This is a genomic window from Micromonospora sp. PRAS1, from assembly GCF_059553435.1.
Genome location: NZ_JCANNB010000022.1, coordinates 88,883 through 112,322 on the forward strand (window position 1 = coordinate 88,883; position 23,440 = coordinate 112,322).

A 23,440-nucleotide genomic window follows, 5' to 3' on the forward strand; every position below is an offset into this window, starting at 1 on the left:
CCTTATTAACGCCTCGTGTATAGAAAGGGCCCCCTATTAACAAACTCAGGAGCGAGCGATGTCGAGCACGTTCTTGCCGCGCCCGTGTCCCGACTCCACGTCCCGGTGGGCCTCCGCCACGTCTTCGAGCGGGAAGGTGTTGCGGATGTGGACCCGAAGGGCTCCGCTGGCCACCCGGTCCAGCAGGTCGGCCAGGCGATGGGCGGACCGTCGGCTGCGAAGGAAGCGGCAGCCCAGTTCCTCCGCGAGCGGGACGTCGACAATCGTCGCGATCCGGTTCCGGTCGGTGACGAGGTCGACAGCGGTACGCAGGTTGTCGTGCCCGGCGGTGTCGAAGGCGACATCGATCTTGGGGGCGACGGCCCGGATCCGGTCGCCCTGCCCCGGGCCGTAAGCGACGGGAGTGGCACCAAGCGACTCGACGTAGTCGTGGTTGCTTCCGCTGGCGGTGCCGATCACCGTCGCGCCTGCCTGCACGGCGAGCTGCGTGAACATGGTTCCGACCCCGCCTGCTGCGCCATGGACGAGGACTACCTCACCGGCGGACACGGCGAGGTCCTCCATGGCGGTGTGGGCGGTCTGCCCAGAGGCCGAGAGGGCACCCGCGGCAGCCCACGACACGGCGGCGGGTTTACGGACGATCTGCGACTGCGGCACGGCCACGTACTCCGCGTAGCAGTTGAGCACGTTGAACCCGGCCACCTCGTCACCGATCCCGAACTGCGTGACGCCGTCGCCGACCTCCACCATTACACCGGAGAACTCGTTACCGAGAATCTGCGGGAAACGGATCGTGACTCCCAGCGCGGTCCAGCCCTGGCGGACCGCAGCGTCGGTCACCTGCACGCCTGCGTTGACCACCCGGACCAGTACGCCGTCGGGCGGGGCGCTCGGGCGCGGTAGCTGCCGGACCCGCAGCGCCTCGGGTGGCCCGAAGGCGTCGATCGCGGCAGCGCGCATCGTCGCGTTCACCGGAGCGCCCCGGTCACGAGGAGGAATTCGCTCAGCTCCGCGACCGATGCGCTGCCAGCCAGGCGGCGGCTATCGGCCGTGACGACGGTGGGCACCGAGGTCACGCCCAGTCGTCGTGCCTCGTCCACGTCGGCGAGCACCTCACCGGTAAAGCTCTCACCCGTCACGGCCTGCTCGGCCGCCGAGGCGTCGAGCCCCCATCCGGCCGCGAGCCGAGTCAGCACCGTGGCGTCGGCCAGGTTCTCGTTGCGGCTGAAGTGTGCCTCGAACGCGGCATCCCACGCCGCCTCGGCGCGGTCATCCCCGTCCTTGGCGGCCAGCTTCAACAGCCGATGCAGCGGCGCCGAGTCGAACGTGAGCGCGGAATCGATGTTGATGTGCAAACCCTCGCTGGCACCCTCAGCCCGGATGAGCCTGCTCCTGGCCGCCCACTGTGCCGTCGACATTCCCCACTCACGTACGGCGACCTCGGCGATCGTCTTCCCGGGGTTCGGGGGGCCGTCAGGTTCGAGCAGATAGCTGCGGTGGCGTACGCGCTGGTCGGCCGCGGCAGCCGCTCGGTGCAACCGTCGTGACCCGATCCAGCACCACGGGCAGCGCACATCCGCCCAGACATTGACCTCGAACATGCCTGCACTCCTCGCCGTTCGACGAATCCTCTTGACGTGGAGTCGACTACATCAAGTTCACTCGACGTCAAGTCCGGCAGAGAGGAAGTGCTGCGATGCCGCAGGTGCACGAGAACGTCATCTGGCTTCGGCCCGGGCAGGTCGCCGAACGGGCCGGCGTCGCCGTCTCGACCCTGCACTACTACGAGTCGCTCGGTCTCATCCGCAGCCGCCGCACCACCGGCAACCGGCGCGAGTACCGCCGAGACACGTTGCGGGTGCTCGCGTTCATCCGCGCATCGCAACGAGTGGGGATCAGCCTCGACCGCATCAAGGCGGCGCTCGACGAGCTTCCAGACGAGGGGCTGCCGACCATGAAGGACTGGGCCCGCATCTCTCGCGAATGGCGCAACGATCTGAACAGTCGGATCGATCACCTCATCGCGCTCCGCGACAAATTCTCCAACTGCGTCGGCTGCGGATGCCTGTCGCTGAAGTCCTGCCCCTACTCCAACCCGGACGACATCCTCGGCGCCGACGGCCAGGGCGCACTCCGCTTTCCGTGACCACCGCCACCCGTGGCGGCGAGCGCCACGATCGTTGACGTTTCAGCTACTCGACACGCCGACGGGGGAGTAGAAATTCCGTCAGGGATCGCGTGAAGGGGCGGATGCCGAGTGGCTAGGCGTATCCATTTACGCAGGATTGCCGGATTTCGTACTATTTTACGGTATATTTCCCCCTAGGTGGGTCGTACCATCGGCCACCCCCTTGGAGGGATGATGGCTTTCCGGGCCAGGAAACTGCGGGTGCAGCTGCCGTGCAGCGTCGAGGGCTCGCTGGTCGAGGTCGACGACCAGCCGATGGAGCCCCAGGTCGGCACCTGGATCGGCACCTGCTATCTCACTAAGCTCGACTGGTGTAAATGTTCCTATCGGCCGCCGGAGAAGCTGATGGTCGGCGGCCTGGTGGAGCCCGAGCTCCTGCCGCTGCTGCGAAAACAGCTGGAGCACCGCCTCGCCGAGATCGACCTGGTTGCCGAGGTGACGAAGAAGCAGCTGAAGGCGCAGCTCAGTGACCTCGACGTGGCGGAGGCTGCGCTGCGTGACCGGCAGGAACCGGGCGACCGGCAGTGAGCCTCGCGGGCCGGCCCACGTTACGGGCCAACCCTCGTTACGAACTGGTGCCGGCCGACCGGCTGACGCAGGCCGACCGCCGGCTTCTCGGCGACGACGACGACCTCTACGGAGTCCTGCGACCGCAACCTGGTTCAGGTCTTGACGCACGTTCGTGTTCGACCGACGTCGCGCTGCTGTTTCTGACCCTCGGAGAGCCGGGGACGCTACCCGCCTTCGCCCGCCACAAGCTGGGTGACGATGCCGAACGTGTCCTGGCCCGCCTTGTCGCGGACGGCGTGGTCGAAATGTTGACCGGCAACGGTTTCGTCTCCGGAGCCGCAGCCGTGGACGTGCTGCCACCGGTGGACTCCGGCGCGGGTCAGGGCCGGATCGCCGAGTTGTCATTGGAAGCGCTGCGGTACGGGCAGGCGCTCGAAGGACTGTCCGTGGACGCGCTTGCGTCGCGGCTCTACTCGTACGGCCGAATTCCTTGCTCGCCCGCGATGCACCGCCGGATACCCGATGAGCGGGCTGCGGAGAAGTTCCTCGGCGACGTCGCCGACCCTGCCTGGAGGCAACGGCCGGCCTGGAGCCAGCCGCGATCGCCCTGGCGACTCTGGACACGCACATCGCCGGGGCACCAGCCCCACGACGACGTCGCGTACAAGCTCTACGTCAGCCCGGCATTGGACGCCGTGCCCGCCGCGGTGGCAGCGGTCTCCGGCACCCTGGCCGCTTCGCGAGGCGTCATCGCCTTCAAGGTCGCCCGGGACGTCTGCGGGCTCTGCCGGCCCGACAAGCTGGTCGTCTACTTCGATCGCCTCGACGACCTCCGGCAGGGCGCATCGCTACTGGCGCAGGAGATCGCGGGCATGCCCGCGCACGGCGTACCGTTCACCGCCGCCGTCACCCTCGACGGGCTGCTGTCCTGGGGTGCGGACCCGCCACCCGAGGGCGGGCCCAGAACCAGCTGGCGCATGTGGGTGACCCAGCGCCTCGCCGACTACCTTGCCGCCGCAGCCGACCGAACCCATCAGCCCTGGCAGTTCGCCCTCCGGCGGCTGCGGCTGGCCGGAGTCGATACCGACACCTGGGTACCGACCGGCTCGACGTGGCGCGCGGCTCTGTCGTGACCCGGACCATCAGGGAGGCAGCATGACCGCGTACGGGCCGATGGTCCTGCCGGACGACGTGGTGGTGGTGCCGGCGGCCGAGCTTGCCGGCGACCTGCGGGAGCAGATCGACCACCAGCCGGGCGATCACTGTGTCACCCGGCCGCTGTCGCGCGCCACCACCAGCCTCGTCGACCGCGACACCGCCGCGTTCCTCGAACGGTTCCGCGAGCCGACGACAATCGTCGACGCCGTCATCGCCTTCAGTGCCGCCTCCGGCGTCGACCCGCGGCAGACGCTAACCGACGTCCTGCCGGTCCTGACCGGCTTCATCCGCGACGGTGTGCTGCTGCCCGCCGACTCGGCGCTCGCCGCCCGGGTCGAGGCGTCGCTCGCGCCGGGCCGGTCCGTCGCGGGCGGGCAGGTCGTCGAGCCGGTTCACGTTCTGCTGGACACCGAGGTGTACCGCCTCCGGCTCGCCGACGGCACGATGGCCGCACTGAAGATCGTGCGCGACGGTGCCCAGGCCGACATCGGGCCCTTGCTGCACCGCGAAGCCGCGACGCTGCGCGGCCTCGACGGACGCCACAACCCCCACCTCATCGCTGCGGGGGAGTACGCCAGCCGGTCGTTTCTCGTCCAGTCATGGATCGCGGGCGTCGACTCCCACGACGCTGCGGCCGAGGCGCGCAGGCTCGGCGGCCCGGCGGGCGTCGCAGCGCTGCTGAGCCTGGTCGACGGCGTCGTCGCCGCCTTCTCCCACCTGCACGCGCAAGATGTGCTCCACGGCGACGTGCACCCGCGTAACGTCCTCGTTGACGCGCAGGGTCGCGTGGTCCTGTTGGACTTCGGGCTCGCGGTCAGGATCAGCTCCGTGGCGAACGGAGGCGGTGTCAGGCGTGGCGGAGTCGACTTCTTCCTCGACCCGGAAAGCGCCAAGGCTCGCTTGAGTGGCCAGCGCGTCACCCCGCTGACCCCGGCCGGTGAGCAGTACGCGGTCGCGGCGCTCATCTACCACCTGCTCACCGGCGCGCATACGCACGCCTTCTCGCTGCACGCCGAACACATGCTGCGTCAGCTGCGCGACGAGCCAGTGCTGCCCTTCGACGCCCATGCCGGGCCGAAACTTCCGGCAACCGAAAAGGCCCTGCGGCGGGCGCTCGACAAGGACCCGGATTGCCGGTACCCGTCGCTGGCGCACCTGCTGGCGTCCCTGCGTACCGCAGCGGCATCGGACCGCGCAGCGCCCCGCACGGCCCCGCCGTTGCGGACGAAGGGGCTGGTGGACAAGGTCCTCGGCCGCCTCGCCGCGCCGGGGCCGCTCTTCGACGGCGGGCTGGCCCCGCCGACCTGCTCCGTCATGAACGGCGGTGCCGGGTTCGCCTACGCGCTGCTGCGCATCGCCCGAAGCCGCGGCGACTGGCAGCTGCTCGCCCAAGCCGACCTGTGGGCGCAGCAAGCCGAACAGAGGTCGGCGGCCGAGGAGGCATTCGTCAACCGCGAGCTCGGCATCACCCACGAGATAGTGGGCGGCAACTCCTTCTACCATCACATCAGCGGCGTCCACGGGGTGCAGGCGCTGGTCGCCGAAGCGCGAGGCGACCACCCGGCACGGGACAAGGCGATCGACAAGTTCCTGCGGACCGCGGCCGCGCCCAGCCCTGAGCTGGATGCCGCATTCGGACGGTCGGGTCTGCTCCTGGGCTGCGCCATGCTCCTCGAAGCCTGCTCGGGCAGCTCGCGACACACAGCCCTGCGCGGGCTCGGAACAATGCTCTGTGACTCGCTCTGGTCCGACCTCGCCGCCGACGACCCCATCGGCGAGGGACCGCGCCGTCGAGTCTACGGAGCGGCCCACGGCTGGTCCGGTTACCTTTTCGCCGTGCTCCGCTGGGCACAGGCGTCGAAGTCGCCCGCCCCGGAAGGCATCGCCGACCGCCTCGACCAGCTCGCGTCCCTCGCCCAGCCGGCCGGTCGCGGACTGCTGTGGCCCTTCGACAGCAGCAGCCCACGGACCGACACCCTCATGGGCGCCAGCTGGTGCAACGGCGCAGCCGGACACCTGCCCCTGTGGTGGCTCGCGCACACCCTGACCGGCGAGCCACGCTTCGCGCAGCTGGCTCAGGGCGCCGCTTGGGCGGCCTGCGAGGGCCCGCTCGACGCGCCCGGCGAGCTCTGCTGCGGCCTCGCCGGCCGCGCCTACGCGCTGCTGCGGCATTACGCCAACACCGCCGAGCCGGTGTGGCTCGCCCGCGCCAAGCTGCTGGCCCGGTCCGCGGAGACCAAAGCCCTCGAAACCTCGCTCCGGCCCGACAGCCTCTACAAGGGCGAGGTCGGACCGGCCTTGCTCCTGGCCGAGCTGGACTCCCCCGACCCGGTCACCATGCCGCTCTACGACAGCGAAGGATGGCCGCTCTACGACAGCGAAGGATGGCCGGTCTAGACCGCCGCGAAGCGTTGCAGCTACAAGCGAACACGACGCAGCGGACCGGGCCGTCGCAGCCCGATATCGACAGTGGCGTCCCTGCCCCTGCGGTCGCTCGCCTAGGTAGGGTTGCTGATCGACACTGACCTGCCTTACACGCGTACCGCGCTCGCTGACGACCTGGCGTCGCTCGGGGTGCGACGTGGGTCGGTGCTGCTGGTGCACTCGTCGCTCAAAGCGCTCGGCTGGGTCTGCGGCGGCCCGGTCGCGGTGGTCCAGGCGCTGCTCGACGCCCTGGGCCCGGACGGCACGCTTGTGGTACCGACCCATACCCCGGACAACACCGATCCCGCCGGCTGGCAGCATCCGCCGGTGCCGGAGTCGTGGTGGCCGGTGATCCGCGCACACATGCCCGGGTTCGACCCGGCCGTGACGCCGAGCCGGTGGATGGGCGTGGTCGCGGAGACGGTCCGCACCTGGCCCGGGGCACGGCGCAGCGACCACCCACAGGTGTCGTTCGCGGCTGTCGGCCCGGCCGCCGACGCTGTGGTGAGCGGGCATCAACTCGACGAGATGCTGGGCAGGAACTCGCCCGTGGGTGCCGTGTACCGGCTGGACGGAGACGTCCTGCTGCTGGGCGTCGGACACCGCAGCAACACCTCGCTGCACCTGGCCGAGTACGGGTTGCCGGACCCACCGCGCAGGCAGGAAGGCTCGGCCGTGCGCACCTGCACCGGCCGGGCCTGGACCCGTTGGCAGGATGTCGACACCGACGAGGGCGACTTCGACCAGCTCGGCGACGCTTTCGAGAGCAGCGGCAGCGTACGGATCGGGCAGGTGGGCGTGGCCGAGTGCCGACTGATGCGCCAGCGCGCGCTTGTCGACTTCGCCGTCGATTGGCTCGCGACCAATCGGATGCCTCGCAGGCCATAGCATCAGCCGAACACGGGTCGGCGAGGTGCCGGGCCCACACTGGACTACCGCAGCCGCGCATCGATGGGGTGCAGCGAGTGGCGATAGGCTGCCGGCGGCGTGCGACTGAGCTGAGGGGACGGACGATGGGCGGAGCGGGTTCGGCCTGCGGAGGGCCGGCGTGAACGAGGGGCTGCGCACCGGTGACCCGGCCCGACTCGGTGGTTACGAACTGCTCGGCCGGCTCGGCGAGGGCGGCATGGGCAGTGTCTTCCTGGCCCGGTCGCCGCAGGGACGGCGGGTGGCGGTCAAGGTGGTCCGCCCGGACCTGTCCTACGACGATGAGTTTCGGGGCCGGTTCCGCAGTGAGGTGAACCGGGCCCGGCAGGTGCCGCCGTTCTGCACTGCCGAGGTGCTCGACGCCGACCCCGATCATGATCCGCCGTACCTGGTGGTCGAGTACGTCAACGGGCCCAGCCTGGCGCAGGTGATCCGGGAGCAGGGACCGCAGGGGGCGGCGCGGACGCACAGCATCGCGGTGGGGGTGGCCACCGCGCTCACCGCCATTCACGGTGCCGGGGTGATCCATCGGGATCTCAAGCCGGCGAACGTGCTGATGGCGCCGGGTGGGATCAAGGTGATCGACTTCGGTATCGCTCGCGCGTTCGAGGCGACGAGTCAGCACACCCGGACCAACCAGGTGGTCGGCACGGTCGCGTACATGGCTCCGGAGCGGCTCGACACGTCGTCCGGTCAGTCGGTGGGTCCGGCGGCGGACATCTTCGCCTGGGGCGTGCTGGTCGCCCACGCCGCGACCGGCCGCAACCCGTTCGCCGGCGACTCCGCCACCGGCACCGCGATCCGGATCCTCACCCAACCACCGGACCTGACCGGGCTCGACGGTCCGCTGCGGGAGCTGATCTCCCGGGCGCTGGAGAAGGATCCCGCCGCCCGGCCCACCGCCCGGGAACTGCTCGACGGGTTGCTTACCGCAGCGGATCGGCGGGCTGGCACGGCGGCATCGCGGGCGGACGACGGCGGGTCGCGTACGCCTTCCGGGACCGGCGGCGGCCAGGGCGGGCCGGGCCGGGTCGGTGCGAGTGCGAAGCGGCGTGGCGTGCTCGTCGCCCTGGGCACCATCGCTGCGGTGATCGCGGTGCTGGTGCCCGCTTTCCTGTTCGGTCCAAAACTGCTGGAGGGCCGCACCGCAGCCGGCCAGACCGGCTCACCAGCGGCTCAGGACCCGGTGGCTGACGCGTCCGCGCCCGAAACGGGTTCGACCGGGTCACCGTCCGCGCCCGGCACGAGTTCGCCGACCGCGTCACCGTCCTCCGTGGACAACAGCACCGGGGCCATCCTGGGCGGGAAGCGACGAATCGTGCTGCACGTGGTGGAACTCGACCGGAACCTATCGATGCCGTACATCGACGAGGTCGGCGTGAGCCGTGGTACCGGCAAGGACGCCCTCTTCGCGCTCGAACCGGTCGGCGTCGACTACATGATCAAGTCGTTGAACCCGGACACCAAGGGCCAGCCGTGCCTAGGTGTCAAGATCGATGTCGAGGGCTACGCGTCGCTGGTGGGCACCGACTGCGTGCCGACCGCCGCGACCTTGTTCGGGATCTCCCGGGAGAGCAAGGACGACAAGGGACGCACGTCCTACGCCATCTTCAGCGACACGTACGGCGTGGTGCAGTGGGACGACGACTACAAGAAGATCTATGTGGAGCATCTCGGTGATGCCCCCATCGACACCACGTTCGTCCTGGTCGACCGCGGCGCGCTCTGACTCGTCGACCGGCGGTTGCCAGCGCCGCGCGCTGTGTGCCGACTCGGGTCACGCTCGTTCCGTGAACGAGTGGCATCCAAGGCGGTGCGAGGCCACTCGTTCACGGAACGAGCGTGATCTTTCTGCCCAGCGAGGGGCCGGTGCCAGCGAGGGCGTGGCGTCGGCGAGGGCGTGGTGTCAGCGCGCGCCGTTGGGCGAGGCGGCCAGGGCCGGTGTCGACCGGCGGGCGATGCCGGTGGCGAGGACGGTCGCGCCCAGCACGGAGACGCCGGCGAACGGGCCGATCCAGGCCGCACCGAGGCCCACCGCGAGCACCACGCCGCCGAGCGCCGCACCGAGCGCGCCGGCCGCCCCCGCGACCGAGATGTTGACCGCCGCGACCAGGCCGGTGGTGGCCGCGTCGACCTGGCCCATCAGCCAGGTCTGGACCAGCGGTACGACCAGGAACGCCGTCGCGCCAAGCAGGACCAGGCCGACCAGCGCCAGCGGCGCCACCGGCAGCAGCAACGGCTGGGCGAGCAGAATCAGTGCCAGTACGCCGACGGCGGCCGGCAGCCGGCGGGTGATCGCGTCGGGGCGTACCCGGCCGGCGAGCAGGTTGCCGGCGATGGTGCCGAGGCCGTAGCCGACCAGGCCGATGCTGACCCAGCCGGGGCTCAATCCGGTGACGGTGCGCAGCATCGGGGCGACGTAGGTGAAGGCGGCCACGAAGCCGGTCAGCGCCAGCAGGGTGACACCGAGGCCGGCGAAGATGGCGGGGCGGGCCAGCGCGCCGACGCTGTCCCGGACCCCGGTCGGCGGCGGCGCGGCGATGCGGGGGCAGCAGACGACGACGCCGAGCAGCCCGAGGGCGGCCATGCCGGCCACCACCACGAAGGTGACCGGCCAGCCGTACGCCTCGCCGATCAGGCTGCCCACCGGCAGGCCGAGCACGGTGGCCAGGGCGAACCCGCCGAACACCCGGGCCACCGCGACGGTCTGTCGCTCGGGTGCCACGGCGGCCATCGCGACCTGGGAGGCCACCGCCATGAACAGCGCCTGCGCCAGCGCCGACCCCAGCCGGGCGGTCAACAGCATCGGGTACGACGTGGCCATCGCGCTGGCCACCGCCGATACCGTGGCCAGCGCCATGGTGCCGGCGAGCAGTTCCCGGCGCGGCAGCCGGCGGGTAAGTACGGCGGCGACCGGTCCACCCACGGTCACCACGATCATGTACGCGGTGACCAGTTGCCCGGCGGCGGGCACCGACACGCCCAGGTCTGCGGCGACCTGGGGGAGGAGGCCGACCAGCACGAACTCGGCGGTGGCCACGGCGAAGGAGCAGACGAAGAGTACGTAGAGGATCACAGGCGGACGCTAAAGCCTGACATCGACGTTAGAGTCAAGCGATGCGGATCGGGGAGTTGAGCGCGCGGACCGGTGCCTCGGTGCGGATGCTGCGCTACTACGAGGAGCAGGGCCTGCTGACGCCGGTACGCACCGATTCGGGCTACCGGATCTACCAGGAGGCGGACGTCGACCGGGTGGCCCGCATCCGGTGCATGCTCTCTGCTGCGCTGCCCTCCGGTGTGGTCGGGCAGGCGCTGAAGTTCCTGCTGGACGGGCGGGCGGTGATTCCCGACGAACCCGCCGACCGGACCGGCCTGGCCGACACCCTGCAGGGCGAACTGGACCTGTTGACCGCGAAGATCGAGTCGTTGCAACGGAGTCGACACCTGCTCGCCACAATCGTCGCCGACGTACGCGGTGAGGTGGTCGGGCCCGGCCACCCCGGAGACCCGGGTAGCGCGGTGGTGCGCCGGTCGGTCCGCAAGGCGGGCCCGGCAATCGGTCAGACGCCCCGAGATTCCCGCTGAGGCTCCACCGCAGTGTGCTGAGGCTCCACCGCAGTGTTAGGAAGGGGCCCTTCCTATACACCAGGCGTTAATAGGGGGCCCTTCCTTGCAGTAAGCCGGCGGCGACCAGGTCGGACCAGAACTCCTTGGGTGGGGGTGGGGCGGCCAGCAGGGCGGCGTTGCGGCGTACCTGGTCGGGCTGGTCGGCACCGACCACCACGGCGGCGATCGCGGGATGGGCGGCGGCGAAGGCGAGCGCGGCGGCCGGCAGGGTGGTGCCGTGCCGGTCGCAGACCGCGACGATCGCCTGTACCCGATCCAGCACCGCAGGCGGCACGTGTGCGTAGTCGTAGCGGAGGCCGGCGTGCGGGCGGGCCACGGCGAGCAGGCCGCTGTTGAAGACGCCCACGTTGAGTACCGACACGCCGCGCCGCTGGCACTCGGGCAGCAGCGCGTCGAGCGCCGGTTGTTCCAGCAGCGTGTAGCGGCCGGCGAGCATCACCGCGTCGACGTCGGTCTCGGTGACGAACCGCAGCAACGTCTGCCAATGTTTCGAGCCGACCCCGATCGCGCCGATCGTGCCCTGGGCGCGCAACTCGTGCAGGGCCGGGTACGCCTGCGCCAGGGCCGCCTCCTGATGCTCCTCCGGATCGTGGATGAGCACGAGGTCGATCCGGTCGAGGCCGAGCCGGGTCAGGCTCGCCGTCAGGCTGCGGCGTACCCCGTCGGCGGTGAAGTCCCACACCCGGCGGTGGTCGGCGGGTACCTGGAAACCCTCCGGATCGAGGCGGCCGGCCCCCGCCGGGTCCGGCACCAGGAGCCGACCGACCTTGGTGCTGATGGTGTACGACTCCCGGGGGCGGGCCCGCAGCGCGGCACCGAGCCGGCGCTCGGAGAGCCCGAGACCGTAGTGCGGCGCGGTGTCGAAGTAGCGGATGCCGCAGTCCCAGGCCGTCGCCACCGTGGCGGTCGCTTCCGCGTCGTCGATGCGCTGGTAGAGGTTGCCCAGTTGGGCGCAGCCGAGACCGAGCCGGCTCACCGTCACCGCCGACCGCCCGAGGCGGACTCCGCTCATGCCGGGCTCGGCGGCGTGGGAAGTCGCAGGCCGTGCATGCCGCCGTCGACGGCGAGGACGCTGCCGGTGGTCGACCCGGAGAGCGGACTGGCCAGGTACGCGACGGCGGCGGCCACCTCCTGCGGGGTGGTGAGTCGACCGGTGGGCTGGCGGGCCCGCAACTTGGCCAGTTCCGCCGTCGGATCGTCGGCGGCGGCGAGCAGGCGGCGTACCCAGGGGGTGTCCGCCGTGCCGGGGTTGACGCAGTTGACCCGGATGCCCTCGGCGACGTGGTCGGCCGCCATCGCCAGGGTGAGCGCCTGGACCGCGCCCTTGCTGGCGCTGTAGAGCGCCCGCTGGGGCAGGCCGAGCCAGGCGGCGATGGAGCCGATGTTGACGATCGCCGCGTGTGCCGAGGCGCGCAGGTGCGGCAGGGCGGCCCGGCTCACCCGGACGATGCCGACCACGTTGACGTCGAGCACCCGGTGCCATTCGGCGTCGGAGTCGGTTTCGATGCTGCCCACCGCGCCGACGGCGGCGTTGTTGACCAGGACGTCGATGCCGCCGAGCGCCTCGTGCGCGGCGGCGATCGCGGCGCGTACCGAGCCGTCGTCGGTCACGTCGGCGGCCAGGCCGAGCAGCGGCTCCGGTACGTCCTGCGGGTTCAGGTCCAGGCAGGCCACTCGGGCACCCCGCTCGGCGAGCAGGGTGGCGGTCGCCAGCCCGATGCCGGACGCACCACCGGTGACCACCGCCGCCAGCCCGGCGAACTCCCTGCTGTCGGCACCGCTCATGCGAGCGCTCCGCTCCGCCGTTCGGCTGCTCGCCACAGCTCCACCGGTCGCCCCCAGACATCGGTCGCAATGAGCCGGCAATACATCCGATGTCTATCAGCGATCATCACGCTGCACAAGACCATGAATGGGAGCGGGCGGACGTCTGCCACCCTTGAGGGGTGACCACCGGCCACCCCCGCTCCCGCCACCGGGCCCGTACCCGCCGCAGCCTCCGGATCGTCCTCGTCGTCGCTCTGCTCGGGGTGTTCGCCGCCGCAGCCGCGTTCGTGGTGCCGCAGCTGTTGCCGCCGGGCCCGCGACCGTTGTTCCAGATGCCCGTCGGCTGCGGCGAGACCTGGCAGATCGGCACCTACCCCGGCCACGGCGAGTACGACGTGGACTTCTTCCCTCTCGAAGGCGAGCCCTGGGGCCAGCCGGTGCTCGCCTCGTACGCGGGCACCGTCACGGTCGCCGGGATCAACGGCTCGCTCGGTGGGCGTACCCCGGAGGATCCGGACGGTCCCCGGGGTCGGGGCGGCGGCTACTGGGTGAAGATCGACCACGGCGGCCGGTGGGAGACCCAGTACCTGCACCTGCTCGAACCGCCGCTGGTGCAGGTCGGCCAGGAGGTCGCCCAGGGTGAGCAGATCGGGCGGATCGGCAGCACCGGCAACTCCGGCGCTCCGCACCTGCACTACGAGCAGCGCCGGGGCTGGCAGAAGGTGGAGGCCTGGTTCGACGGGCAACCCTCCGGCATCACCCACGACGACGCCGAGTACACCCTGCGTCTGACCAGCAACAACTGCCCCGCCCAACGGCCCTGACCCTGCCGACTGCCGGCTTTGCGGCTAGCGTGGGGTCCGGCAGGAGGCAGCAGGATCAAGGGGGAGGACCATGTCCAGCACCAGATTCCGGTTGGCCGGCGCCACACTCGCGCTGACGCTTGTCGCAGCGGCGGGATGCAGCGCGGGCGAAGGGGTCGACGTCGACGGGGCGGACGGAGCCGCCGCCGGTGGGGTCCTCAACGCCGCCATCGGCGGCGAACCGGACCAGCTAGATCCGCACAAGACCTCCGCCTACTACAGCTTCCAGGTGTTGGAGAACGTCTACGACACCCTGGTCGAGCCGGACGCCAACCTGGAGATGAAGCCGGCGCTGGCCACCGAGTGGACCACCAGCGACGACCAGCTCACCTGGACGTTCACCCTTCGTGAGGGGGTGAAGTTCTCCGACGGTTCGCCGCTTACCGCCGAGGACGTGGTCTACTCCTACACCCGGATCATCGACGAGAAGCTGAACAACGCGTACCGGTTCGCCACCGTCAAGTCGGTGACCGCGCCGGACCCGGGCACCGTGGTCGTCACGCTCGACGCGCCGACGCCGAACCTGCTGGCCAACCTCGGCGGGTTCAAGGGTGTGGCGATCGTGCAGAAGTCCAACGTGGAGTCCGGCGAGATCACCACCAAGCCGGTCGGCACCGGCCCCTTCGCGATCGGCAACTACACCTCCGGCGACCACATCCAGCTGGTCCGCAACGAGAACTACTGGGGTGAGCAGCCCAAGCTCGACGGGGTGCGGTTCACCTTCGTCAGCGACCCCACGGTGGCCCTGCAGAATCTGCGCGGCGGCGAGGTGCAGTGGACCGACAACCTGCCACCACAGCAGGTGCCCGCCCTGCTCGACGGCGACGATCCCACCGTGCGGTCGGTGCCGTCGACCGACTACTGGTACCTGGCGCTGAACCAGGCCCGCAAGCCGTACGACAACGTCGACGTGCGCCGGGCGATCGCGTTCGCGCTGGACCGGGAGGCGATCACCAAGGCCGCCAAGTTCGGGCTGGCCACCGTCAACCAGACCGCCATCCCGCAGGACAGCGCCTTCTACTACGAGTACGCCCCGTACTCGCACGACCCGAACCAGGCCCGGCAACTGCTCGACCAGGCCGGCGTCAGCGGGCTGACCATGGACCTGATGGTCACCAGCGAGTACCCGGAGACGGTCACCGCCGCGCAGGTGATCGCCTCGCAGCTGGAGGGCATCGGCGTCACCGTGAAGATCCGTACGCTGGACTTCGCGCAGTGGCTCGACGAGCAGGGCAACGGCAACTTCGACTCGTTCATGCTGGGCTGGCTGGGCAACATCGACCCGGACGAGTTCTACTACGCCCAGCACCACAGCGGCGGCACCTTCAACTTCCACAAGTACGCCAACCCCGCCGTGGACCGGCTGCTCGACCAGGCCCGCACCGAGACCGACCAGGGCGCCCGCAAGCAGCAGTACGAGCAGGTGGCCAAGCAGATCGTCGACGACGCCAGCTACATCTACCTCTACAACCCGGACGTGGCGCAGGGCTGGTCCCGCCAGGTCGCCGGCTATGAGGTACGCACCGACCGGGCGATCCGGTTCCGCGACGTGGCCCTCGCCCGGTGAGCCGGCGGGAAACCTCGGATGGCCCGCTTCGTCCTCCGCCGGCTGCTCCAGTCCGGCGTCGTGCTGCTCGGCGTGACCCTGGTGGTCTTCCTGCTGCTGCAACTGGTCCCGGGTGACCCCGTCCGGGTCGCCCTCGGTACCCGCTTCGACCCGCAGACCTACGAGGCGCTGCGGGCCCGGGCCGGGCTGGACCAGCCCCTGGTCGTGCAGTATTTCGACTACCTGCGGCGGGCGCTCACCGGCGACCTCGGGGTGAGCTTCCGCAGCGGCCAGCCGGTCACCTCGATCGTGCTGGAACGGCTGCCCGCGACGCTGTCGCTGGCGGTCACCGCGGTGCTGTTCGCGATGCTTATCGCCTTCCCGCTCGGCATCCTCTCGGCCATCCGCAGCGGCTCGCTGATCGACCACGCGGCGCGGGTGTTCAGCCAGTTCGGCGTCTCGGTGCCCGACTTCTGGATGGGCATCATGGGCATCCTGCTCTTCGCCGGGGTGCTCGGCTGGCTGCCACCGTCGGGCTACGTGGCGCTCACCGAGGACCCGGCCCGGTGGGCGTCGCACGTGGCCCTGCCGGCGGCGACGGTCGGCCTGGTCACGGCGTCGATCCTGACCCGGTTCATCCGTTCCTCGATGCTGGAGGTGCTCTCCGAGGACTACGTCCGCACCGCCGAGGCGAAGGGGCTGCGGACCCGGGTGGTGGTGTTGCGGCACGTGCTGCGCAACGCGCTGATCCCGGTGGTCACCGTCGTGGCGGTGCAGTTGGCCAGCCTGCTCGGCGGCGTGATCGTGATCGAGGTGCTCTTCGCCTGGCCGGGCATCGGCCGGCTCACCTTCGACGCGGTCCAGGCCCGGGACTATCCCGTGCTCCAGGGTGCCGTGCTGCTGGTGGCCGCGTTGTTCCTGCTGGTCAACCTCCTGGTGGACATCCTCTACGCCCGCCTCGACCCGCGGATCACGGTCCGATGAGCGCGCAGACCGCCCGCAGCAGCGAAGGGCAGCTGCGCCGGGCCCTGTCGGCACTTCGCCACGATCCGCTGGCCCTGACCGGCAGCGCCGTGCTCGTGCTGCTGGTCGTGGTGGGCGTGGCCGGGCCCTGGCTGGCGCCCTCGGGCATCAACGAGGTCGACGTCGACCGGATGCTCCAGCCGCCCAGCTGGGCGCATCCCTTCGGCACCGACGAGTTGGGGCGCGACGTGCTCAGCCGGGTCATGGTCGCGGCCCGGGTCTCGCTCCAGGTGGGCCTGGTCAGCGTCGGCATCGCTCTGGTGGTGGGGGTGACCCTCGGGTTGCTCGCCGGCTACTACCGGGGCTGGCTGGACAACGTGCTGATGCGCTGCATGGACGTGCTGTTCGCGTTCCCGGTGCTGCTGCTGGCGGTGGCCATCGTGGCGGTGCTCGGGCCGGGGCTGCTCACCGCGATGATCGCGATCGGGGTGGTCTATACCCCGATCTTCGCCCGGGTCACCCGGGCCGGTGTGCTCTCCGTACGGGAGCAGGTCTTCGTCCGGGCGGCGATCTCCATCGGCGCCTCCGACCTGAGGATCATCGGCCGGCACGTGCTGCCGAACATCGCCGCGCCGCTGATCGTGCAGACGTCGCTGTCGCTGGCCTTCGCGATCCTCTCCGAGGCGGCGCTCTCCTTCCTCGGTCTGGGCGTGCAGCCACCGGAGCCCGCCTGGGGCCGGATGCTCTACGACGGCCGCGGCTTCGTCACCGAGGCGTGGTGGCTTGGCTTCTTTCCGGGCGCCGCCATCTTCCTCACCGTCCTGGCGTTCAACCTGGTCGGCGACGCGCTGCGCGACGTGCTCGACCCCCGCCAGCTCACCGTCAGCGAAGCCAGGAGGAGCACGGCATGACCGACCCGGCCGTACTGGCCATCGAGGACCTCAGCGTCACCATCGGCACCCGGCGCGGACCGGCCCGGGCGGTGGCCGGGGTGGACTGGTCGGTCCGGGCGGGGGAGACCCTGGCCCTGGTCGGCGAGTCGGGCAGCGGCAAGAGCATGAGCGTGCTCGCCGCCACCGGCCTGGCACCGCGTACCGCCCGGGTGACCGGCCGGGTCCGGCTGCTCGGCACCGACCTCACCGAGTTGTCGGCGGAGCGTCGTCGGCGGATGCGTGGGCGGCACGTGGGTTTCGTCTTTCAGGACCCGATGACCTCGCTCAACCCGGTGCTGACCGTGGGCCGGCAGGTCGCCGAGGCCGGCGAGGAACACCTAGGCCTGACCCGGCGTGCCGCCCGCAGCCGCGCCATCGAGCTGCTCGACCTGGTCGGCATCCCGTCGGCCGGGCAGCGGGTCGACGCGTACCCGCACCAGTTCTCCGGCGGCATGCGCCAGCGCGTGGTGATCGCCATGGCGCTGGCCTGCGAGCCCGATCTGCTGATCGCCGACGAGCCGACCACCGCCCTCGACGTCACCACCCAGGCCCAGATCGTCGAGCTGGTCGCCGACCTGCAACGGCGGCTGGGCACCGCGGTCGTCTGGATCACCCACGACCTCGGTGTGGTCGCCGGCATCGCGGACACGGTGGCGGTGATGTACGCCGGTCGCATCCTCGAACAGGGGCCGGTCGACGCGGTCTTCGGCCAGCCGTCGCATCCGTACACTGTGGCCCTGCTCGCCGCCCGGCCCGACCCGACGGCCGACGGCGGTGCTGACCTGGAGACGATCGCCGGTTCGCCGCCCAACCCGTTGGAACTCCCCGCCGGCTGCGCCTTCTGGCCCCGCTGCCCGGTCCGGGGCGACGCGCGTTGCGAGCACGAGTTGCCGCCGCTGGTTCCGGTCGCGCCGCAGCACCACGTCCGCACCTTCTACCCGCAGCGAGCCGACGGGGAGGGCTCATGAAAGGCCGTCCGGGTGATGTGGAGAACGTGCCGGTCACGTCGGCGGGCGTGGCGCACGGTGGCGTGCCGAGGCAACGTGGACCGGCCGACATCGTGGCCGAACTCGACGAGTTGAAGGTCTGGTTCCCGACGCCGGCCGGCGTGGTGCGGGCCGTCGACGGGGTGTCGTTGCAGGTACGCCGGGGCGAGACGCTGGGGCTGGTCGGCGAGTCCGGCAGCGGGAAGTCCACCACCGGCCTGGCCCTGCTGCGCCTGGTCGATCCCACCGCCGGCAGCGTCCGGGTGGCCGGGGAGGACGTGACCCGGTGGTCCCGGCGACGGCTGCGCGCCCTGCGCCGCCGGGTCGCCATGGTGTTCCAGGACCCGCAGGCCTCCCTCGACCCGCGCCACACCGTCGGGTCGAGCATCGCCGAGCCACTGGCCGTGCACCGGCTCACCGACGGGGGAGCGGCCCGCCGGCGACGGGTGGCCGAGCTGCTCGACATGGTCGGCCTGCGCCGCGACCTCGCCGACCGGCACCCGCACGAGCTCTCCGGCGGGCAGCGCCAGCGGGTGGGTATCGCCCGCGCCCTGGCCGGTGAGCCGGACCTGATCGTCCTGGACGAACCGATCGCCTCGCTCGACCTGAGCGTGCAGGCACAGATCATGAACCTGCTCCGCCGCCTGCAACGGGACCTGGGGCTTACCTACCTGTTCATCGCCCACGACCTCGCCGCCGTCGAGCACATGAGCGATCGGATGGCGGTGATGTACCTGGGCCGGATCGTGGAGAGCGGTACGCCGGCCCAGATCTGGCGCGAGCCGGCCCACCCGTACACGGCGGCCCTGCTCTCCGCCATCCCGGTGGCCGACCCGCAGGTCGAGCGGGAACGCCGGCGGATCATCCTGCGCGGTGACATCCCCAGCCCGGTGGACCCGCCCGACGGCTGCCGGTTCCGGACCCGCTGCCCGCAGGCCCGGCCCGACTGCGCCGACACCGATCCGGTGCTCGCCGAGGTGGGTTCTGGGCAGTACGCGGCCTGCCTCTATGCCGGGGAAGCCGTCCGCGCGATGCGGGCGGCGTGATCGACGATGCCTTGACGGAGCGACCACAGCTGACCACTATCCCTATATGTCTGATGGAGTATGTAGGGCATGAGGGGTGTAGTCGTGTACGTGTCGGCGCGATCGGACTACGCCATACGGGCCATGCTGGCGGTGGCGCAGCATCATCCCGAGGTGGTGAAGGCGGCGGTGCTCGCGGCCAACCAGGACATCCCGTACTCCTTCCTCCAGGGCATCCTGCTGGACCTGCGCCGCGCCGGCCTGCTGCACGGCCTGCGCGGCTCCGACGGCGGCTACGCGCTGACCCGCGCGCCCGAGGACATCACGGTCGGTGACGTGCTGCGGGCCACCGGCGGAGCGCTGACCACGGTCCGTGGTGCTCCGGCCGAGGTGGCGACGTATCACGGGGTGGCCGCCGGCCTGGGCGAGGTGTGGCTGTCGGTGCACCGCGCGATCGAGCGGGTGGTCGACCGGTCCAGCCTCGCCGACCTGCTCGCCCCGGCCGATCGGTCGGGGTGCGACGCGGCCGATCGGCCGCCCCGGGTGGCCTGACGGCCCGCTGGTGTGGCCGGGTGCCCGGTCCGGCCCGGTTAAGGCTTGAAAACCTGTCGAGTTAGTGGGATATTCGGTGCGCGGTCGTGCGGATGATCACGGCTGTCGCGCCGGCCCGCCGCGCGCGACGGCTGATCGCCGCCGGCACGGTGTTGCCAGTCGGGCATCGAGGCCCGGTCCGTGACCGCGCCCCCGTCAATGCTATTTCGCTGGCAACCCAAAACGGACATATTCCCTATTTAATCGGTCGGATTTATATAGTGCGGGCGCGCACTGGACGGAGGACTGGACCGAAGATGAGGCACCGGATCAGAGCGGCCGCCGCTCTCGCCGTGATCACCAGCCTGGCCCTGGCGGGCTGCGGGGGCGGCGACCAGGCTGCGGGCAGCGCCACCACGCTGAACATCATCGGTTTCGCGGTGCCCGAGGCGGCGAACAAGGCCATCGCCGCGGAGTGGACCAAGACCGAGGCGGGCAAGGGAGTCAGGTTCAAGACCTCCTACGGCGCCTCCGGAGACCAGAGCCGGGCGGTGGTCTCCGGCCTGAAGGCCGACTACGTCCACTTCTCGGTGACCAGCGATGTCACCCGCCTGGTCGACGCCGGGCTGGTCGATCAGAGCTGGGACGACGGCCCGACCAAGGGGATCGTCTCCTCCTCGGTGGTGGTGCTCGCGGTGCGCGAGGGCAACCCGAAGAACATCCAGGGCTGGGACGACCTGATCAAGCCGGGCATCGGCATCGTCACGCCGAACCCGGCCTCCTCGGGAGCCGCCCGGTGGAACGCCCTCGCCGCCTGGGGACACATCGCCGCCAACGGCGGGACCGACGCCGAGGCCGAGGAGTTCCTCACCAAGCTCTTCGGCAACGTGGTGTCGCTGCCCAACAGCGGCCGCGACGCCACCACCACCTTCCTCGGCGGCACCGGTGACGTCCTGCTCGCGTACGAGAACGAGACGATCCTGGCCCGGCAGAACGGCGAGAAGCTGGACTGGGTGCTGCCGGCGACCACGGTGCTGATCCAGAACCCGGGCGCGATTCTCTCCGACGCCGACCCGAAGGCGAAGGAGTGGCTCGACTTCGTGCTCGGCCCGCAGGGTCAGCGGCAGTTCGCGCTCACCGGCTTCCGGCCGATCATCGACGGTGTCGACACCACAGGCATCGAGGGCGCGATCGACCCGAACAACCCGTTCCCCGCACCGCAGAAGCTGCTGACCGTGGAGCAGGACTTCGAGAGCTGGTCCGCGCTCTCCAAGAAGTTCTTCGACGAGAACGACGGCATCGTCACCAAGGTCATCGCGGCCTCCGGGAAGGCGAAGTGACCTCGGCGACCCTCGCTCCGGACCGGCCGGCGGGCAACCGCCGGTCGGCCCGGGGCGGCCTGCCGCTGACCCGGGTCTCCGGGCTCGGGCTCGGCGTGGCGATGGTCTGGTTCAGCCTGCTGGTGCTGATCCCGTTGGCCGCCGTGGCGGTGACCGCGGCCGAGGGCGGGTGGGACGGGTTCTGGCGGACGGTGACGAACGAGCAGACCGCCGCCACCCTCCGGCTGACCGTCGGCACGGCGCTGCTCGTCACGGCGGTCAACATCGTGATGGGCACCCTGATCGCCTGGGTGCTGGTGCGGGACCGCTTCTTCGGCAAACGCGCGCTGGAGGTCCTCATCGACATCCCGTTCGCGCTGCCGACGATCGTCGCCGGCCTGGTGCTGCTGTCGCTGTACGGGCCGGACAGCCCGTTGGGCGTGAACATCGCCAACACCAGGATCGCGGTCTTCCTCGCCTTCCTCTTCGTCACGTTGCCGTTCATCGTGCGGACCGTGCAGCCGGTGCTCGCCGAACTCGAACCGGAGACCGAGGAGGCGGCGGCATCGCTGGGCGCGAGCCGGTACACCACCTTCCGGCGGATCATCCTGCCGAGCCTCACCCCGGCCATCGCCGCGGGTGCCGCGCTCTCCTTCGCCCGGGCCGTCGGCGAGTACGGCTCGCTGGTGCTGCTCTCCGGCAACCTGCCGATGCGTACCGAGGTGGCCTCGGTGCGCATCCTGAGCAGCATCGAGAACGACAACCCGGAGAGCGCCGCGGCCGTCGCGGTGGTGCTGCTGGCCGTCTCGTTGGCCGTCATCGTCGTCCTCGACGTCATCCAGCGGAGGGTGATCCGCCGTGGCTGAGCACTCCGTCGTCGCCCGTACCCGCACCGGCCGTGGTCCCGGGCGTTACCTGCTGCGCCTCCTCGTGACGGCGTACCTCTTCCTCCTGGTGGCCTGGCCGGTGTACCTGGTCGTCCGGAACGCGTTCGCCGACGGGCTGGGCAGCTTCACCGACATCCTGACCGACCCGGACGTGACCCACGCGTTGCAACTGACCGTGGTCGTCGCGGTGATCGCCGTGGTGATCAACACCGTCTTCGGCGTCGGCATCTCGATCCTGCTGGTCCGCTACGACTTCCCCGGCAAGCGGACGCTCAACGCCCTGCTCGACATGCCGCTGTCGGTCTCGCCGATCGTGGTCGGTCTCGCCCTGGTCCTGGTCTACGGCGGCCGGGAAGGCTGGTTCGGCCCGGCGCTGGAATCCGCCGGCCTACAGATCATCTTCGCCCTGCCGGGCATCGTCATGGCCACCGTGTTCGTGGCGTTGCCGCTTGTCATCCGGGAGGTCGTGCCGGTTCTGGAGGAGGTCGGTGACGAACAGGAACAGGCCGCCCGCAGCCTCGGCGCCAACGCGGTGCAGACCTTCCGCCGGATCACCCTGCCGGCGATCAAGTGGGGCGTGATCTACGGCGTGGTGCTCAGCCTCGCCCGGTCGCTTGGCGAGTTCGGCGCGGTGAAGGTCGTCTCCGGCAACGTGCTCGGCGAGACCCGTACGGCCACTCTCGTGGTCGAGGAGAAGTACCTGAACTTCGACAAGGGCGGATCGTACGCCACCGCGTTCCTGCTCGCTCTCGTCGCCGTCGCCTGCGTCATCGTGGTATCCGCCCTAAGGCCGAAGGAAGACCGTTGAGTATCGAGATTGTCAACGTCGGCAAGCGTTTCGGTGACTTCGTCGCGCTGGACAACGTGTCGGTGAGCATCCCGTCCGGGCGGCTCACCGCCCTGCTCGGCCCCTCCGGCGGCGGTAAGTCCACGCTGCTGCGGATCATCGCCGGGCTGGAACGTGCCGACACCGGGACGGTGGAGATCGAGGGCGTGGACGCCACCGGACTACCGCCGCAGAAGCGCAACGTCGGCTTCGTGTTCCAGCACTACGCGGCCTTCAAGCACCTGTCGGTGCGGCGAAACGTGGCCTTCGGGCTGGAGATCCGCAAGCGTGCCAAGGACGAGATCCAGCGTCGGGTCGACGAGTTGCTCGCCCTGGTCCACCTGGAACAGTTCGCCGACCGGCTGCCGGCGCAGCTCTCCGGCGGGCAGCGCCAGCGGATGGCGCTGGCCCGGGCGCTGGCCGTCGAGCCGACCGTGCTGCTGCTCGACGAGCCGTTCGGTGCCCTCGACGCCAAGGTCCGCAAGGAACTGCGGGACTGGCTGCGCCGGCTGCACGACGAGGTGCACGTGACAACTGTCTTCGTCACCCACGACCAGGAGGAGGCCCTGGAGGTCGCCGACGAGATCGTGGTGATCAACGAAGGGCGGGTGGAGCAGATCGGCTCGCCCGAGGAGCTGTACGACAGCCCGGGCAACGAGTTCGTCATGCGCTTCCTCGGCCCGGTCACCCAGCTCGGTGACCAGCTCGTACGCCCGCACGACCTGCGACTCTCCGCCGACATCGCGGGTGGCACCGGGGCGGTCGGCCGGGTGACCCGGGTGACCCGGATCGGCTTCGAGATCCGCGTCGAGGTCACCACCTCCGCCGGTCAGCCCGTGACCGTCACCCTCACCCGCAACGAGTTCCTAGCCCTGGGCATCCAACCCGACTCCGAAGTCCGAATCACCCCCACCCCCACCCAGCCCCCGGTTGATCATGAAGTTGTTGTCACGACACGCCG

At 70.6% G+C, this 23,440-nt stretch carries 23 protein-coding genes; 18 read left to right on the forward strand and 5 right to left on the reverse strand.

Going from position 1 to position 23,440, the window contains the following annotated elements:
- Positions 1-45: 45 nt before the first annotated feature.
- A complete protein-coding gene (locus AC507J_RS20755; protein WP_496290832.1) occupies positions 46-972 on the reverse strand; it encodes an NADP-dependent oxidoreductase in 927 nt (308 codons plus the stop codon).
- Positions 969-1,601, reverse strand: a complete 633-nt coding sequence (locus tag AC507J_RS20760; RefSeq protein WP_496290833.1) for a DsbA family oxidoreductase — start codon at positions 1,599-1,601, stop codon at positions 969-971. The genes AC507J_RS20755 and AC507J_RS20760 overlap by 4 nt, the downstream gene beginning before the upstream one ends.
- Positions 1,602-1,696: 95 nt before the next feature.
- Between AC507J_RS20760 and soxR the strand changes: the two genes are divergently transcribed.
- The 6 genes from soxR (at position 1,697) to AC507J_RS20790 (ending at position 8,936) form a co-directional block, all read left to right on the forward strand.
- A complete protein-coding gene (soxR, locus tag AC507J_RS20765) occupies positions 1,697-2,146 on the forward strand; it encodes a redox-sensitive transcriptional activator SoxR (protein ID WP_496290834.1) in 450 nt (149 codons plus the stop codon).
- 216 nt (positions 2,147-2,362) lie between these two features.
- The gene (locus AC507J_RS20770) at positions 2,363-2,716 is read left to right on the forward strand and encodes a hypothetical protein (protein ID WP_496290835.1); all 354 of its coding nucleotides are present in this window, start codon (positions 2,363-2,365) and stop codon (positions 2,714-2,716) included.
- A complete protein-coding gene (locus AC507J_RS20775) occupies positions 2,713-3,831 on the forward strand; it encodes a hypothetical protein (RefSeq protein ID WP_496290836.1) in 1,119 nt (372 codons plus the stop codon). Before AC507J_RS20770 ends, AC507J_RS20775 begins: the two co-directional genes overlap by 4 nt.
- 22 nt (positions 3,832-3,853) lie before the next feature.
- On the forward strand, positions 3,854-6,253 hold the full coding sequence (locus AC507J_RS20780; protein WP_496290837.1) for a lanthionine synthetase LanC family protein: 2,400 nt from the start codon (positions 3,854-3,856) through the stop codon (positions 6,251-6,253).
- Between the two features lie 111 nt (positions 6,254-6,364).
- Entirely contained in the window at positions 6,365-7,168 is an 804-nt protein-coding gene (locus AC507J_RS20785; RefSeq protein ID WP_496290838.1) for an AAC(3) family N-acetyltransferase, read from the forward strand.
- A gap of 160 nt (positions 7,169-7,328) precedes the next feature.
- On the forward strand, positions 7,329-8,936 hold the full coding sequence (locus AC507J_RS20790; RefSeq protein WP_496290839.1) for a serine/threonine protein kinase: 1,608 nt from the start codon (positions 7,329-7,331) through the stop codon (positions 8,934-8,936).
- A 177-nt stretch (positions 8,937-9,113) separates the two neighbouring features.
- Here AC507J_RS20790 and AC507J_RS20795 read toward each other — a convergent pair whose 3' ends face one another.
- Entirely contained in the window at positions 9,114-10,283 is a 1,170-nt protein-coding gene (locus tag AC507J_RS20795) for an MFS transporter (protein WP_496290840.1), read from the reverse strand.
- 41 nt (positions 10,284-10,324) lie between these two features.
- On the opposite strand from AC507J_RS20795, the gene AC507J_RS20800 reads away from it, so the two are divergent.
- On the forward strand, positions 10,325-10,792 hold the full coding sequence (locus AC507J_RS20800; RefSeq protein ID WP_496290841.1) for a MerR family transcriptional regulator: 468 nt from the start codon (positions 10,325-10,327) through the stop codon (positions 10,790-10,792).
- Between the two features lie 67 nt (positions 10,793-10,859).
- Here the strand turns inward: AC507J_RS20800 and AC507J_RS20805 are convergent, their stop codons facing one another.
- Both AC507J_RS20805 and AC507J_RS20810 read right to left on the reverse strand, forming a co-directional pair.
- Positions 10,860-11,846 (reverse strand): aldo/keto reductase, encoded by a 987-nt coding sequence (locus tag AC507J_RS20805; RefSeq protein ID WP_496290842.1) that lies wholly within the window; start codon positions 11,844-11,846, stop codon positions 10,860-10,862.
- Complete coding sequence (locus AC507J_RS20810) at positions 11,843-12,619, reverse strand: SDR family NAD(P)-dependent oxidoreductase (protein ID WP_496290843.1); 777 nt, start codon at positions 12,617-12,619, stop codon at positions 11,843-11,845. Before AC507J_RS20810 ends, AC507J_RS20805 begins: the two co-directional genes overlap by 4 nt.
- Before the next feature lie 161 nt (positions 12,620-12,780).
- Between AC507J_RS20810 and AC507J_RS20815 the strand changes: the two genes are divergently transcribed.
- From AC507J_RS20815 to AC507J_RS20865, 11 genes are all read left to right on the forward strand, one after another.
- On the forward strand, positions 12,781-13,425 hold the full coding sequence (locus tag AC507J_RS20815) for a M23 family metallopeptidase (protein ID WP_496290844.1): 645 nt from the start codon (positions 12,781-12,783) through the stop codon (positions 13,423-13,425).
- A gap of 70 nt (positions 13,426-13,495) precedes the next feature.
- On the forward strand, positions 13,496-15,031 hold the full coding sequence (locus AC507J_RS20820) for an ABC transporter substrate-binding protein (protein ID WP_496290845.1): 1,536 nt from the start codon (positions 13,496-13,498) through the stop codon (positions 15,029-15,031).
- Positions 15,032-15,049: 18 nt separating this feature from the next.
- The gene (locus tag AC507J_RS20825; RefSeq protein ID WP_496290846.1) at positions 15,050-15,994 is read left to right on the forward strand and encodes an ABC transporter permease; all 945 of its coding nucleotides are present in this window, start codon (positions 15,050-15,052) and stop codon (positions 15,992-15,994) included.
- A complete protein-coding gene (locus AC507J_RS20830; RefSeq protein WP_496290847.1) occupies positions 15,991-16,884 on the forward strand; it encodes an ABC transporter permease in 894 nt (297 codons plus the stop codon). Before AC507J_RS20825 ends, AC507J_RS20830 begins: the two co-directional genes overlap by 4 nt.
- Positions 16,881-17,873: an ABC transporter ATP-binding protein gene (locus tag AC507J_RS20835; protein ID WP_496290848.1), complete on the forward strand. Its 993-nt coding sequence runs from the start codon at positions 16,881-16,883 to the stop codon at positions 17,871-17,873. The genes AC507J_RS20830 and AC507J_RS20835 overlap by 4 nt, the downstream gene beginning before the upstream one ends.
- Complete coding sequence (locus AC507J_RS20840; protein WP_496290849.1) at positions 17,870-18,937, forward strand: ABC transporter ATP-binding protein; 1,068 nt, start codon at positions 17,870-17,872, stop codon at positions 18,935-18,937. Before AC507J_RS20835 ends, AC507J_RS20840 begins: the two co-directional genes overlap by 4 nt.
- Positions 18,938-19,021: 84 nt before the next feature.
- The gene (locus AC507J_RS20845; RefSeq protein WP_496290859.1) at positions 19,022-19,468 is read left to right on the forward strand and encodes an RrF2 family transcriptional regulator; all 447 of its coding nucleotides are present in this window, start codon (positions 19,022-19,024) and stop codon (positions 19,466-19,468) included.
- 296 nt (positions 19,469-19,764) lie between these two features.
- Positions 19,765-20,787, forward strand: a complete 1,023-nt coding sequence (locus AC507J_RS20850) for a sulfate ABC transporter substrate-binding protein (protein ID WP_496290850.1) — start codon at positions 19,765-19,767, stop codon at positions 20,785-20,787.
- Positions 20,784-21,632 carry a sulfate ABC transporter permease subunit CysT gene (cysT, locus tag AC507J_RS20855; protein WP_496290851.1) on the forward strand — a complete coding sequence of 283 codons (849 nt, stop codon included), beginning with the start codon at positions 20,784-20,786 and terminating at the stop codon, positions 21,630-21,632. The genes AC507J_RS20850 and cysT overlap by 4 nt, the downstream gene beginning before the upstream one ends.
- Entirely contained in the window at positions 21,625-22,461 is an 837-nt protein-coding gene (locus AC507J_RS20860) for a sulfate ABC transporter permease (RefSeq protein ID WP_496290852.1), read from the forward strand. The genes cysT and AC507J_RS20860 overlap by 8 nt, the downstream gene beginning before the upstream one ends.
- A partial coding sequence (locus tag AC507J_RS20865) for a sulfate/molybdate ABC transporter ATP-binding protein (RefSeq protein WP_496290853.1) occupies positions 22,458-23,440 on the forward strand: 983 nt, incomplete at its 3' end. The genes AC507J_RS20860 and AC507J_RS20865, both read left to right, overlap by 4 nt.